The sequence below is a fragment of the Streptomyces sp. NBC_00873 genome, assembly GCF_045207415.1.
GTDB lineage: Bacteria > Actinomycetota > Actinomycetes > Streptomycetales > Streptomycetaceae > Streptomyces.
Map to the genome: position 1 here is coordinate 2,777,075 of NZ_CP108803.1, position 14,241 is coordinate 2,791,315.

Annotated in this window: 10 protein-coding genes; 1 reads left to right on the plus strand and 9 read right to left on the minus strand. The window is 68.6% G+C overall.

The genetic code is table 11. The annotated features are described in order from the left end of the window. Positions 1-11 precede the first annotated feature (11 nt). The 5 genes from dapB to eccD all read right to left on the minus strand — a co-directional run bounded on the left by dapB (position 12) and on the right by eccD (position 6,760). Positions 12-764 carry a 4-hydroxy-tetrahydrodipicolinate reductase gene (gene dapB, locus OH809_RS12425; protein WP_406422330.1) on the minus strand — a complete coding sequence of 251 codons (753 nt, stop codon included), beginning with the start codon at positions 762-764 and terminating at the stop codon, positions 12-14. Positions 765-788: 24 nt separating this feature from the next. Then, positions 789-2,168, minus strand: coding sequence for a M16 family metallopeptidase (locus OH809_RS12430; RefSeq protein ID WP_406422329.1), 1,380 nt, complete (start codon positions 2,166-2,168; stop codon positions 789-791). Next, on the minus strand, positions 2,165-4,378 hold the full coding sequence (locus tag OH809_RS12435; RefSeq protein WP_406422328.1) for a polyribonucleotide nucleotidyltransferase: 2,214 nt from the start codon (positions 4,376-4,378) through the stop codon (positions 2,165-2,167). Before OH809_RS12435 ends, OH809_RS12430 begins: the two co-directional genes overlap by 4 nt. A 308-nt stretch (positions 4,379-4,686) precedes the next feature. After that, entirely contained in the window at positions 4,687-4,977 is a 291-nt protein-coding gene (gene rpsO / locus OH809_RS12440; protein ID WP_406422327.1) for a 30S ribosomal protein S15, read from the minus strand. Positions 4,978-5,257: 280 nt separating this feature from the next. After that, positions 5,258-6,760: a type VII secretion integral membrane protein EccD gene (gene eccD / locus OH809_RS12445; RefSeq protein WP_406422326.1), complete on the minus strand. Its 1,503-nt coding sequence runs from the start codon at positions 6,758-6,760 to the stop codon at positions 5,258-5,260. A gap of 233 nt (positions 6,761-6,993) precedes the next feature. Between eccD and eccCa the strand changes: the two genes are divergently transcribed. Then, the gene (eccCa, locus tag OH809_RS12450; protein WP_406422325.1) at positions 6,994-10,968 is read left to right on the plus strand and encodes a type VII secretion protein EccCa; all 3,975 of its coding nucleotides are present in this window, start codon (positions 6,994-6,996) and stop codon (positions 10,966-10,968) included. Positions 10,969-11,183: 215 nt separating this feature from the next. Here eccCa and OH809_RS12455 read toward each other — a convergent pair whose 3' ends face one another. The 4 genes from OH809_RS12455 to OH809_RS12470 form a co-directional block, all read right to left on the minus strand. Continuing rightward, the gene (locus OH809_RS12455; RefSeq protein ID WP_406516242.1) at positions 11,184-12,689 is read right to left on the minus strand and encodes an ISL3 family transposase; all 1,506 of its coding nucleotides are present in this window, start codon (positions 12,687-12,689) and stop codon (positions 11,184-11,186) included. A 351-nt stretch (positions 12,690-13,040) separates the two neighbouring features. After that, the gene (locus OH809_RS12460) at positions 13,041-13,253 is read right to left on the minus strand and encodes a WXG100 family type VII secretion target (RefSeq protein WP_406425229.1); all 213 of its coding nucleotides are present in this window, start codon (positions 13,251-13,253) and stop codon (positions 13,041-13,043) included. Between the two features lie 246 nt (positions 13,254-13,499). Then, on the minus strand, positions 13,500-13,802 hold the full coding sequence (locus tag OH809_RS12465; RefSeq protein WP_406422324.1) for a WXG100 family type VII secretion target: 303 nt from the start codon (positions 13,800-13,802) through the stop codon (positions 13,500-13,502). 64 nt (positions 13,803-13,866) lie between these two features. Then, the gene (locus OH809_RS12470; protein ID WP_406422323.1) at positions 13,867-14,226 is read right to left on the minus strand and encodes a WXG100 family type VII secretion target; all 360 of its coding nucleotides are present in this window, start codon (positions 14,224-14,226) and stop codon (positions 13,867-13,869) included. Positions 14,227-14,241 lie beyond the last annotated feature (15 nt).

Consider the following 14,241-nt stretch of genomic DNA (forward strand, 5'->3'; position numbering starts at 1 on the left):
GGTGGGCTCAGTCAGTTCAGGTCGAGGAAGTGTTCCAGGCCGAAGGTGAGGCCCGGGGTGGTCGCCACGCGGCGTGCGCCGAGCAGGATGCCCGGCATGAAGCTGCTGTGGTGCAGGGAGTCGTGGCGGATGGTGAGGGTCTCTCCCTCGCCGCCGAGCAGCACTTCCTGGTGGGCCAGGAGGCCACGGAGCCGGATCGCGTGGACCCGCACCCCGTCCACGTCCGCACCGCGGGCGCCGTCGAGCGCCGTGGCCGTGGCGTCCGGCTGCGGGGCGCAGCCGGCCTTCCGCCGGGCCTCGGCGATCAGCTGGGCGGTGCGGGTGGCGGTGCCGGACGGGGCGTCGACCTTGTTGGGGTGGTGCAGTTCGATGACCTCGACGGACTCGAAGTAGCGGGCTGCCTGCTCGGCGAACTTCATGGTGAGGACTGCGCCGATGGAGAAGTTCGGCGCGATGAGCACACCGGTCTCCGGGGAGCCGGAGAGCCAGGTGTTCAGCTGCGCGAGCCGTTCGTCGGTCCAGCCGGTTGTGCCGACGACCGCGTGGATGCCGTGCCGGATGCAGAAGTCGAGGTTCCCCATCACCGACCCGGGCGTGGTGAGTTCGACCACGACCTGGGCGTCGTTCTCGACGAGGGTCTCCAGCTTGTCGCCCCGGCCGAGAGCGGCCACCAGTTCCATGTCGTCGGCGGCCTCGACGGCTCGTACGGCTTCTGATCCGATGCGGCCGTTGGCGCCGAGAACGGCCACGCGCAGCTTGCTCATTGCTCTGCTTCCTTACGGGTGGAGTTAGGAGACCGCTTCGTCGAGGCGGCCGGCCTGCTTGTCCTTGAGCGCACCGATGACGGAGAGCGACGGTCGCTGTCCGAGGACTTCGCCGGCCACCGCCCGGACGTCATCGGGGGTGACCTGCGCCATCCGGGACAGCAGGTCGTCGACCGACATGTGTTCGCCCCAGCACAGCTCGCTCTTGCCGATACGGTTCATCAGCGCACCGGTGTCCTCCAGGCCGAGGACGGTGGAGCCGGAGAGCTGGCCGATGGCGCGGCCGATCTCCTCGTCGCTCAGTCCGTCGGACGCTACCCGGTCGAGCTCGTCACGGCAGATCTTCAGGACATCGTGGACCTGGCTGGGCCGGCAGCCCGCGTACACGCCGAAGAGTCCGCAGTCGGCGAAGCCGGAGGTGTACGAATACACGCTGTAGGCGAGGCCTCGCTTCTCCCGTACCTCCTGGAAGAGGCGGGAGCTCATGCCGCCGCCGAGGGCGGTGTTGAGTACCCCGAGTGCCCAGCGGCGCTCGTCGGTGCGGGCCAGACCGGGCATGCCGAGGACGACGTGGGCCTGCTCGGTCTTGCGGTTCAGTACCTCGACCCGGCCTGCGGTGCGCAGGGTGCGGGATCCCTGGCGCGGTGCGACCGGGACGGCGTCGGTGCGGGTCAGCGCGCCGGCACGCTCGAAGGCCCGGCGGACCTGGCGGACGACCGTGGCGTGGTCGACATTGCCCGCCGCGGCGACGACCAGGCGGGTCGGGTCGTAGTGCTTCTTGTAGAAGCGGGCGATCTGGCCGCGACTGAGCGCGTTGACCGTGTCGACGGTGCCGAGGACCGGGCGGCCGAGGGGGGTGTCGCCGAGCATCGTGTGCGCGAACAGGTCGTGCACGCAGTCGCCCGGGTCGTCCTCGGTCATCGCGATCTCTTCGAGGATGACGCCGCGCTCGGCGTCGACATCCTCGGGGGCGATCAGTGAGCCGGTCAGCATGTCGCAGACGACATCGATGGCCAGCGGCAGGTCGGTGTCGAGGACCCGCGCGTAATAGCAGGTGTACTCCTTCGCCGTGAAGGCGTTCATCTCGCCGCCGACCGCGTCGATCGCGGACGATATGTCGAGGGCACTGCGCCGGTCCGTGCCCTTGAAGAGGAGATGCTCGAGGTAGTGCGTCGCGCCGTTCAGCGTGGGTGTCTCGTCGCGTGATCCGACGTTGGCCCAGATCCCGAAGGTGGCGGAGCGTACGGAGGGCAGGGTCTCGGTGACGATCCGCAGACCGCCGGGGAGGACCGTGCGGCGGACGGTGCCGATGCCGTTGCTGCCCTTGAGAAGCGTTTGGGTACGGGCGACGGCCCGCGCCTCGAAGGAGGCGCGGGCCGTCGTCACGGAACTACGGGACGTCACTTGGCGGCGTCGTCCTTCTTCTCGTCCTCTTCGCCCTCGATCACGGGGATGAGGGAGAGCTTGCCGCGGGAGTCGATCTCGGCGATCTCGACCTGGACCTTGGCTCCGACCGCGACCACGTCCTCGACGTTCTCCACACGCTTGCCACCGGCGAGCTTGCGGATCTGCGAGATGTGCAGCAGGCCGTCCTTGCCCGGCATGAGGGAGACGAACGCACCGAAGGTGGTGGTCTTGACGACCGTACCCAGGTAACGCTCGCCGACCTCCGGCATGGTCGGGTTGGCGATCGCGTTGATCGTGGCGCGGGCGGCCTCGGCCTGCGAGCCCTGCTGGGCACCGATGTAGATGGTGCCGTCGTCCTCGATCGTGATGTCGGCGCCGGTGTCCTCCTGGATCTGGTTGATCATCTTGCCCTTGGGGCCGATGACCTCGCCGATCTTGTCCACCGGGATCTTGACCGTGATGATCCGCGGGGCGTTCGGGGACATCTCGTCCGGGACGTCGATGGCCTCGTTCATCACATCGAGGATGTGGAGGCGGGCGTCGCGGGCCTGCTTCAGCGCGGCTGCCAGGACCGAGGCGGGGATGCCGTCGAGCTTGGTGTCGAGCTGCAGCGCGGTGACGAACTGCTTCGTACCGGCGACCTTGAAGTCCATGTCACCGAACGCGTCCTCGGCACCGAGGATGTCGGTCAGGGCGACGTAGTGGGTCTTGCCGTCGATCTCCTGGGAGATCAGCCCCATGGCGATGCCGGCGACGGCGGCCTTGAGCGGCACACCGGCGTTCAGCAGCGACATGGTGGAGGCGCAGACCGAGCCCATGGACGTCGAGCCGTTGGAGCCCAGCGCCTCGGAGACCTGACGGATCGCGTAGGGGAACTCCTCGCGCGACGGCAGCACCGGCACGATGGCGCGCTCGGCGAGCGCACCGTGGCCGATCTCGCGGCGCTTGGGCGAGCCCACGCGGCCGGTCTCACCGACGGAGTACGGCGGGAAGTTGTAGTTGTGCATGTAGCGCTTGCGGGTCACCGGGGAGAGGGTGTCCAGCTGCTGCTCCATGCGGAGCATGTTGAGGGTGGTGACGCCCAGGATCTGGGTCTCGCCACGCTCGAACAGCGCCGAGCCGTGCACGCGCGGGATGGCCTCGACCTCGGCGGCGAGCGTACGGATGTCCGTGACGCCACGGCCGTCGATGCGGACCTTGTCCTTGATGACGCGCTCGCGGACCAGCTTCTTGGTCAGCGCGCGGTAGGCACCGGAGACCTCCTTCTCGCGGCCCTCGAACTGCGGGAGCAGCTTCTCGCCGGCGATCTCCTTGATGCGGTCCAGCTCCGCCTCGCGCTCCTGCTTGCCAGCGATGGTGAGCGCCTTGGCGAGCTCGGTGCTGACGGCGGCGGTGAGCGCCTCCAGGACGTCGTCCTGGTAGTCGAGGAAGACCGGGAAGTCGCCGGTGGGCTTGGCAGCCTTGGCGGCGAGGTCCGACTGGGCCTTGCAGAGGGCCTTGATGAACGGCTTCGCGGCCTCGAGACCCGCGGCGACGATCTCTTCGGTCGGGGCCTCGGCGCCGTCCTTGACGAGCTGGATGGTCTTCTCGGTGGCCTCGGCCTCGACCATCATGATCGCGACATCGCCGTCCTCGAGGACGCGACCGGCGACGACCATGTCGAAGACGGCGTCCTCGAGCTCGGTGTGCGTCGGGAACGCGACCCACTGGCCCTTGATCAGGGCGACACGGGTGCCACCGATCGGGCCGGAGAAGGGCAGGCCCGCCAGCTGCGTGGAGCAGGAGGCGGCGTTGATCGCGACCACGTCGTACAGGTGGTCGGGGTTGAGCGCCATGATCGTCTCGACGATCTGGATCTCGTTGCGCAGGCCCTTCTTGAAGGAGGGGCGCAGCGGCCGGTCGATCAGGCGGCAGGTGAGGATGGCGTCCTCGGAGGGGCGGCCCTCGCGGCGGAAGAAGGAGCCGGGGATCTTGCCGGCGGCGTACTGCCGCTCCTCGACGTCGACCGTGAGGGGGAAGAAGTCCAGCTGGTCCTTGGGCTTCTTGGACGCGGTGGTGGCCGACAGCACCATGGTGTCGTCGTCCAGGTACGCAACGGCGGAGCCGGCGGCCTGCTTGGCCAGGCGGCCCGTCTCGAAGCGGATGGTGCGGGTGCCGAAGGTTCCGTTGTCGATAACGGCCTCGGCGTAGTGGGTCTCGTTCTCCACTAGCGTTTTCTCCGATACATATCGTCTTCTCGCCCCCACGCCCGTGTGGCGGGGGACGGTGCGGAGAAGCCCTCCATCGGCGGGCCGGTCTTCGATCGAAGCACCCGGGTTGCTGTGTCCGGGGGCCACTACCGAGGACCGGCGGCGGGGAGGCTGCTTCTCGCTCGTCTGTAGGACGTTCTGGGACCAGGTTACTGAGAATCGGCTCAGCTTGGCATTCCGGTCGTCCGGGCGAGCCGGACACGTCCCGTGCATACAGCAAAGGGAGCGGCTCCCTCAGTCGTGGGAACCGCTCCCTTCACGGCGTCTTACTTGGCGCCGCCGGCCGCACCGCGGCGGATGCCGAGGCGGTCGACCAGGGCACGGAAGCGCTGGATGTCCTTCTTGGCCAGGTACTGCAGGAGGCGGCGACGCTGACCGACCAGGATCAGCAGACCACGACGGGAGTGGTGGTCGTGCTTGTGGATCTTGAGGTGCTCCGTCAGGTCCGAGATCCGGCGGGAGAGCATGGCCACCTGGACCTCGGGGGAACCGGTGTCACCCTCCTTGGTGGCGAACTCGGACATGATCTGCTTCTTCGTAGCGGCGTCGAGCGACACGCGGTACTCCTCTTTGATGTTCGATGCGCCCGCGAGTGCCCCTGGTCTTGATCTCAGGGGGTCTTCCGTTACTCGGGGGCGAAGGTCCGATGAGCGCAGCCCTCAGGATGATCCGGGGGCGCGTACACAAACGGCCGTCACACAGCGTACCAGGCCGGCGGAGCCGGTTCGGCCGGGGCGCGGTGGCCCGGGAGCGGCCGGGGGGCCGCTTTGTTCTCGATCGCCCCACGGGCTTGTTTTTGCCCGGCCGAGCTGGGTTTGACCGGGCGGGCCCGCAGGGTCAGCTGGTGAGGGCGCGGATCGAGTGGTAAAGATCGAAAACGGCGAGGCACAGGGGCATCAGCGTCAGGAGCACGCACGCTTCGGCGATCTCCAGGAAGCGCCCCCAGAACGGGGTGACTCCCTTGCGCGGCACGATCAGCCCTATGGCAGTGATCAGGGCGGCGCCGCCCGCGACGGCTGCGGTGAGCCAGATCGTACGGATGTCGAGCGCGGTGCTGTCCCCCGCGACGGCCTCGTGCAGCATTTCGGTCGGCGGATTGAGGGACAGGCCGAGGCCCAGGAGCACTAGTGCGCCGAGACCCGCCGCCAGGGCGCAGCCGACCTGGGCCGTGTAGCGGAACAGGTGGGAGCGCATCAGCATGGCGACTCCGGTGGCAAGCGCCAACAACTGGCCCCAGATGTTGTCCGAGAACCCCAGGACGGCTGCGGCGCCCACGGCCACCAGCGCACATCCGCCGACCAGGCCGACGAGCAGTTCGTGGCCGCGCCGCGCCTGGGCGGCAATGCGGTCGGCGTCGACCGGGCCCTGCGGCGCCGGTTCGGACGTCCCGTAGTCACCGACGGTGGTACGGGGCGGCTCGAAGCCGATGGGGAGGCGGGCGAAGCGGGTGGAGAGACCTGGCAGGAAGGCGAGGACACCCACGGAGAGCGGGGCGCACACCGCCGCAGTCTCGGCAGGCTCCATGCCGGTCATGATCGCGACGAAGGTCACCAGCAGGCCGACGGCGGCGGCGAACACGAACGCGACGAAGAGACCGTCCCCGCCGGGGGCGGCGATCATGAGGATTACCGCCGCCACCAGCACGGCGGCGCAGGCGAGCAGGAACTGGAGCCTGCCGATGCCCTGGCCCTCGCCGAGCGGCAGCAGCCCGGCACCGGAGACCGCGGCGTTCGTGAACGCGCCGATCCCCAGAGCTGTGGACGATCCCCGGTCGTCGTACACGCGCGTGCGTACGCAGGCGAGCGCGAGAGCGAGTACGGCGATGACGGCGGCAAGGACGCCCGGCAGGCCGTGCATGTCGTGCCGGGGGCCGGAGGTCCACAGCACGAAACCGAGCAGGACCAGCAGGAGCGACCCGCCGAAGAGCCCGGCTCCGCGCATGAGGCTGTCGCCCCAGAGAGTGCGGTCCCGGGCGACGGCGGTGGCGACGGCGTCGGAGACGTCGTCGAAGACCGCGGGGGGCAGCGACTCGGAGAAGGGACGCAGGGACAGCAGTTCACCGTCGAGGATGCGCTGACCGGCCAGGGTGCGCCCGCTGTCGAGGACGGTGCCGTCGCGGCGTACCAGGTGATAGCCGACCGGAGCGCCCTGGGCGGGGCTCTGTCCCGACAGCCGGAGGATCTCCGGGTACAGGTCTGCGACGGGGATGTCATCGGGCAGCGCCACGTCGACGCGGCTGTCGGGCGCGACGACCGTGACCCGGCAGAAACCGGTTCCGTTGCCGGCCGGAACTCCGGGACCCGGCCGACCTTGTCCGGTGGCCGCCGCTTGGGCCGTCATAGTCACCTGCTGCTCCCCCTCATCGTTCTCCTGAAACGAACCCGGGATCGCGGACCTCGCTCGCGCCCCGAATGACCGTTTCCTTGCGGTAGTTAGCGAATGCTTACACGCGTCGCGACACCCTACCGCTCCCGGGTCATCCTGTACGTCAGTAGGATCCTCCCGCGGATGGAGCCCGTCGCCACGGGGGCGCCGATACGAACAGTTCTGTCCGGCAAGGGAATTGGTGAGCTGTGAGCCAGATCGTCGTCAAGCGCCCACCGCGGGCCCTGCCCTCCGAAGTACCGGACGAGCAGGTGCAGTTGCAACCTCCGCCCGAGCTGCCTCGCGGCCAGCAGGAGGGGGTGATGATGCAGCTGCTGCCGATGCTCGGCATGGGTGGTTCCGTCGTCTTCTTCTTCATGACCCCGAACCCGATCATGCGGATCATGGGCATGATCATGATCGCGTCGACGGTCGCCATGGCCGTTGCGATGATGGTCCGCTTCCGTCGGGGCACCCAGGGGCAGCTCGCCGACATGCGGCGTGACTATCTGAAGTATCTGACGCAAACCAGACGCGCCGTGCTGAAGACAGCCGGCAAACAGCGCGACGCACAGTTCTATCTCCACCCGTCCCCGGACCAGTTGTGGGCGCTTGTCGCCGAGGGCAGCCGGGTGTGGGAGCGCCGCGTCGGTGACGCCGACTTCGCGCAGGTACGCATCGGCCTGGGCAGTCAGGAACTCGCCACGCCGCTCATCGCGCCCGAGACCGCGCCGGTCGATGAGCTGGAGCCGCTGACCGCGGGGGCGATGCAGCAGTTCCTGACGACCCACAGCACGCTGGACGGCCTGCCCATGGCGGTCTCGCTGCGCGCCTTCTACCACCTGACGATCAGCGGCGAAGCGGAGTCCGTCCGCTCCACGGCCCGCGCGATGGTCGGTTCGCTCGCCTCGCTGCACTCCCCCGAGGACCTGATCATCGCCGTCGCGACGGACCAGGACGCTGCCGCGCGCTGGGAATGGGCGAAGTGGCTTCCGCACGTCCAGGCCCCGGATTTCATCGACGGTGCCGGCGTCCGCCGTCTGATCACCACGAGCGTCGCGGAGCTGGAGGAAATGCTCGCGGGCCGGCTCGAGGGCCGGCCGCGCTTCCAGCCCGATGGCCAGCCCCTCATGGACCAGCCTCATGTCGTCGTCGTGCTCGACGGCCAGTCCGTATCGCCCGTGTCGGCGCTCGCCGCGGCCGAAGGCCTCCAGGGCGTGACGGTCGTCGAGGTCGTACCGGGTGAGGTCAACGGGGCACGCGGCGGCCTGTCCGTCGTGGTGCACCCCCATTCGCTGCGGCTCGAGTCCGGGCACGGTCTGGTCTACGACGGCCTTCCCGACCTGCTCAGCCATGAGGCCGCCGAAGCACTGGCCCGGCAACTGGCGCCGCTCCATGTCGCCTCGGGCGGGGACGACGACGAACCGCTGCTCGCCAATCTCGAATTCACCGATCTGCTGAACCTCGGTGACGCGGCCTCGATCGACGTCAGCAGGACCTGGCGGGCCCGCTCCCAGGCGGAGCGGCTGCGCGTCCCGATCGGCGTCGGCGAGGACGGCAGCCCCGTGATGCTGGACCTCAAGGAAGCGGCGCAGGAGGGCATGGGACCGCACGGCCTGTGCGTCGGCGCCACCGGTTCCGGCAAGTCCGAACTGCTGCGTACGCTCGTACTCGGCCTTGCCGTGACCCACACCTCGGAGACGCTCAACTTCGTCCTCGCGGACTTCAAGGGCGGTGCCACCTTCGCCGGCATGGCACAGATGCCCCACGTCGCAGCGGTGATCACCAACCTCGCGGACGACCTGACGCTGGTGGACCGCATGGGTGACTCCATCAGCGGTGAGCTCAACCGCCGCCAGGAGATGCTGCGCGACGCGGGCAACTACGCCAACATCCACGACTACGAGAAGGCACGCGCCGCGGGAGCCCCGCTGCAGCCCATCCCCTCCCTCGTCCTGGTCATCGACGAGTTCAGCGAACTGCTGACCGCCAAGCCCGACTTCATCGAGATGTTCGTGCAGATCGGACGCATCGGCCGTTCGCTGGGCGTCCATCTGCTGCTGGCCTCGCAGCGCCTCGAAGAGGGGCGGCTGCGCGGTCTGGAGACCTATCTGTCCTACCGGATCGGCCTGCGCACGTTCTCGGCGGGCGAGTCCCGGGCGGCGCTGGGTGTGCCCGATGCCTACCACCTGCCCAACGTCCCCGGTTCCGGCTACCTGAAGTACGGCACGGACGAGATGGTGCGCTTCAAGGCCGCGTACGTCTCCGGGGTGTACCGCTCGGGCCCCCAGTCGGCCGTATCCTCCGGCCCTCTGCCGGTGGACCGCAGGCCGGTGGTGTTCACGGCGGCTCCGGTGCCGGTGCAGTACGTACAGCCGAGCCCGCAGACCGGGGCCTTGGTGCCCGACGCGCGTACACCGGAGGACGACGCCCTGGCCGACACGGTGCTCGATGTGATCGTGCGCCGGCTGGAGGGCCGGGGGGCCTCCGCGCACCAGGTGTGGCTCCCTCCGCTGGACAACCCGCCGTCGCTGGACGAGCTCCTGCCGGGACTCTCCGCGGTCGAGGGCCGTGGGCTGACCCAGTCCGGATTCGAAGGGTCGGGCCGCCTCGTCGTACCGCTGGGTGTGGTCGACAAGCCGTACGAACAGCGGCGCGACACGCTCTACCGGGACTTCTCCGGTGCGGCAGGCCACATGCAGATCACCGGTGGTCCGCAGTCCGGCAAGTCCACGCTGCTGCGCACACTCATCGCGGGCTTCGCACTCACCCACACGCCCCAGGAGGTCCAGTTCTACGGACTCGACTTCGGTGGCGGCGGTATGGCCTCGGTCTCCGGTCTGCCGCACGTCGGCGGGATCGCCTCCCGGCTCGACCCGGAGCGGGTGCGGCGTACGGTCTCCGAGGTGTACGGGATCATGGCGCGGCGCGAGGAGTACTTCCGCAGCGCGGGCATCGACTCCATCGCCACCTTCCGCAGGCTGCGGGCGCGCGGCGACATCTCGGTCACGGACCAGCCGTGGGGCGACGTCTTCCTGATCATCGACGGCTGGGGCAACTTCCGTACGGACTACGAGGGCCTGGAAGCGGCGGCCGTGGACATCGCGGCACGCGGCCTCGGATACGGCATCCACCTGATCGTCACGGCGTCGCGCTCCATGGAGGTCCGGGCCAACCTCAAGGACCACCTGATGAACCGGCTCGAACTGCGGCTCGGTGACGTCATGGACTCCGAACTGGACCGCAAGGCCGCGGTCAACGTGCCGGCCGGCGTGCCCGGTCGTGGTCTCACGCCGGAGAAGCTGCACTTCATGGCCGCGGTACCGCGAATCGACGGCATCAACTCCGACAGCGACCTCTCCGAGGCGACGGCGGCCATGAACCAGGAGGTCGCCCGGCACTGGACCGCGGCGCCCGCCCCGGCGGTCCGGCTGCTGCCCCGCGAACTCCCGGTGCACGAGCTGCCCGCGGGCTACGCGCATCCGGAGCGGGGCATCGCGTTCGGTATCGACGAGAACAACCTGGAGCCGGTCTTCCTCGACTTCGAGCGCGACCCGTTCTTCCTGGTGTTCGGCGAGAGCGAGTCCGGCAAGTCCAATCTGCTGCGGCTGCTCATCAAGCAGCTGACCGAGAGGTACGACGGGAACACCTGCAAGTTCTTCGTCATCGACAACCGGCGAGCGCTCCTGGACGTCACCCCTGCGACGCACCTGGCGGAGTACGTGCCCATGTCCAACAACATGGAGCACCACATGGACGCGCTGTACGACCTGATGAAGCGCCGTACGCCGTCGCCCGACGTCACGGCACAGGAGCTGCGCGAACGCAGCTGGTGGAGCGGCCCGACGGTGTACGTGGTCGTCGACGACTACGACCTGGTCTCCACGTCCAGCGGGAACCCGATGGCCAAGCTCACGGAGATGCTGCCGTTCTCACGTGACGTCGGCGTCCGGTTCATCATCGCCCGTAGCACGGCGGGGGCCGGACGGGCCCTGTACGAGCCGTTCATGCAGCGCATCATGGAGCTGGGCGCGCAGGGCCTGATGCTCTCGGGTGACCCCATCGAGGGGGACGTCCTCGGCAACGTACGACCACGCCCGATGCCCCCGGGGCGCGGGGTCTTCGTCACGCGGCGGCGGGGGAATCCGCTGGTGCAGTCGGGGCTCATGGACGGGGAGCGGTAGCGCCGCGGGCGGGGCAGCGGGGCAGCCCGGTGTGGCTCGTCCCGCCCGCTTCGTACTCCGCGCGCTCTCCACGCCGGAAACGGGGCGGCGGCTGGCCCGGCTGCCGCCCCTGGGCTGAGGTGATTCCAGCAGTGCGGCACCTGCGTCACACAGGAGGCGCGGTCCTACCGTTCGCTGGGCTCTGTCCCGTAATCGGTGGTAGCGCTATGTGGTGGTCATTGGAGGAGGATGCGGTGGCGGAGCAGGGGAAATCCGGCTCGGCCGTGCATCTGTCTCATGATCCTCTTGGTGCGTGTGTTGACGCCCTCGGTGCGGCCGTTGTGGTGGGGGTGAGTGAGGCCGGCGTTGACCGCGGCGCGGTCGAGTTCGAGGCCGTTCGCGAAGGTGTGCAGGTGGGGCAGGTTGCAGGCGCGGACGGCTGTGATCCACTCAGTGAGCTTGGTGTCGTTGCCGGTGGCGGGGGTGAGGAGTTCAGCGAACTCCTTGACGAGACGCGCGAGTTCGGTCATCTCGGGGCAGGCGGCGGTGAGTTCACACAGGAGTTCGGCGTCCTTGTCCCGCAGGTTGTCGGGGTGGGTGAGGAGAAGGCGGGCGAGGCGGCGCGGGGTGATGACGGGCCGGTCGCCCTCGGCCCGGCCCTGGGTGATGTAGCGGTAGAGAAGATTGAGGCTGCCGGTGTAGCCCAGTTCCTTGATCTCGCGGAAGAGCTGAAGCACGGGGACGGCGGGGTCCGCGGCCCGGCGGGCGCGCAGGTGGTCGCGGTAGGGGTCGACGAGGGTGGGCCGGTACTGCGGGGCCCGGCGCAGGGCGTTGGGCTCCTGGGTGCGGGCGTAGCGCTTGACGGTGTTGAGGGCGAGGTTCAGGCGGCGGGCGCATTCGAGCAGGCCGACGCCCTTGCCGAGGAGGTCGTGGACCTGGTGCCAGCGTTCGCGGGTGGTCTGCCCGCGTGCTCCCTCGGGGCGGGGTGGGTTGACGGTGGCCCAGCAGGAGCTGTGGGAGCGGACCTCGGCCAGGGCCTTGTCGCAGAGGTTGTGCCACAGGTGCCACCGGTCGCTGACCTGCACCGCGGCGGGCAGGGCCCGGCGTATGGCCTCGCCGTAGGCGCCTGAGCCGTCCCGGCAGACGATCTCAGCGCCGGGATGTTCGCGCAGCCACGCCTCAAGGGTGTCCGCGCTGCGGTCGGGGAGTACGTCGATCCGCTCGCCGGTCTCGGCGTTGATCACGATGGTGGCGTACCGGTGGCGGCGCTTGAGCGCGAAGTCGTCCACGCCCAGCACCCGCGGCACCCGGCGCGGAGGCAGCGGCAGTCGCATGAGCGTCCGCAGGGCGGTCGAGCGCGACACCGCGGTGGCCAGAGCCCGGGAGAGGCGGGCGCCCGCCCGGCCCGCTAACTCCTTGACTACGCTGCCGAGTTGGTCGGCGAGCCGGTTCGTCCGGCGCTGGTAGCGCCCCAGCAGGCCGGGCACCTGCTCACGAAACGTCTGCCGCGGACAGCCCAGCACCGGGCACACCAGGCGCCGCACCCTCACCGACACCACCACCCGCCTGCCGTCCACCGCCACGTCCGCCACCGTCCGGCCGTGAAAGCCGTGCACCCGCCCGGTCGGCGTCCCGCACACCGGACACGGCACCGGATCATCGCGAGTACGCGCCACCACCCGGACCAGCTCACCCTCATCCGCCACACCCTCGATGACCAGGGCAGACAGACCCGAAAACACCACACCCACAAGGGCATTGACCTCAAGCACGCCCCAGCCTGACACACAGTGACGTACGGTCACCACCGATTACGGGACAGAGCCGTTCGCTGTACAGACCCGTTTCCGGATGTCGCTGCGAACTCCCGACCGCGCGACCCAACTGATTTCCCTGCGCCCGGGAAGCGTCGGATGCCTGGTGTGGCCTCGGTCAACCACCCGTGTCCGTGCTTAAGTTGGCAGTGATCGACTTATGGTCACCAGGCCGGAAGGGGCGCCGGGCAAAGGGCCGTTACGTCGAGGTATAGCAGACAGCCTGGTGAGTGCCATCGTCCCTGCCGAATCCTGAGGGACATGGTGGTGTGCGCCCTGTCAGGATCCAGCCCTGCTGACAGTGCCCCTGCTCAATTCTCGGACAGGGGCGCACGCTGACTCGAAGTCCGCCTTGCGCACCTTGCGAGCGATCTCGCTCAAGGCGGTGAGAATCGCCGTGGCGTCGCGGTCCCAGCCGGCCTGAGCCGCGTCACACGCCTCCCTGGCCTCGCCCACCCAGAGCTCGGACACATGGGCAATCATCCGCTTGATCGACGCAAGGTCCTCTTAAAGCTGCTCGCTCTGCCGGTCGATGGCCCTGGCAGCCAGGTCCAGGCTTGCGTAAGCGACAACCACTGTGGCTTGGTTGTTCGGTCCGGCTTTCTCGCCGTTGGGTACGTACGAGTGACGCGCCTCCTCGGTTCGTTCGGGGTGCCGTGGCACTCCAAACGGCCCACGGCATAGATCAGGGTGGGCACCTCCCGTGCGTGCCCACCCTGTCCTGTGTTCTGCCGAGTTCTACTCGAAGTTGGCCCTCGCCCGCTTGTCGCCGGCGTGGTAGGCAGCTCCAGCCTCGCGCACCTTGCGGGAGATCTCGCTCAGGGCGGTGTGAATCGCCGTGGCGTCGTTGTCCCAGCCGCGCTGAGCGGTGTCATAGGCACTCTTGGCTTCGCCCACCCAGAGCTCGGACACATTGGCGATCATCCGCTTGATGGACGCAAGGTCCTCTTGGAGCTGCTTGCTCTGCCGGTCAATGGCACCGGCTGCGAGATCCAGGCTCGAGTAAGTGACAACCATCGTGCCGTCGTTGTTGTTCGGCATGCGGTCCTCCCGTTTTATCTAGGTTTGGTATGAAGGCCTCGTACGTAGTACGGGCGCGGCAAGGTCAGAAGTTGTTGAGGTTCGAGGTCCTGGCCTCCGCGGTCGCATCACCCGAGTAACCGCTGACGACGTCGACGCCCTGGAGGGCCTGCTTGATTTCGTCTTCGGTGTTGCCCGAAATTGTTCGCGCCGCCTTGATGGCCTCCTGGTAATTGAGGAGCCGATGGGCGATGCTGACCATCTTCTGGTTGATCTCTTCCTGCTTCGTGTTGAAGGCGCCGGCGCCGATGCCCTTCCAAGCGCCTTCCAGGCTGTCGATCGTCGCCTGCAGCGTCTTCAGCTGGCCTTTCACGGAGTCGAACCGCGTGGAGAGCTCGCCCTCCAGCTTGAGGAGAGCGGCATCTGAGAGCTTCTGATCGGCCATGTTTTCGGCTTCCTT

Excerpts from the sequence above, each read along its gene's own strand:
- dapB (WP_406422330.1), bottom strand. The coding sequence starts at position 764 with ATGAGCAAGCTGCGCGTGGCCGTTCTCGGCGCCAACGGCCGCATCGGA.
- eccD (WP_406422326.1), bottom strand. The coding sequence starts at position 6,760 with ATGACGGCCCAAGCGGCGGCCACCGGACAAGGTCGGCCGGGTCCCGGA.
- OH809_RS12465 (WP_406422324.1), bottom strand. The coding sequence starts at position 13,802 with ATGCCGAACAACAACGACGGCACGATGGTTGTCACTTACTCGAGCCTG.
- OH809_RS12470 (WP_406422323.1), bottom strand. The coding sequence starts at position 14,226 with ATGGCCGATCAGAAGCTCTCAGATGCCGCTCTCCTCAAGCTGGAGGGC.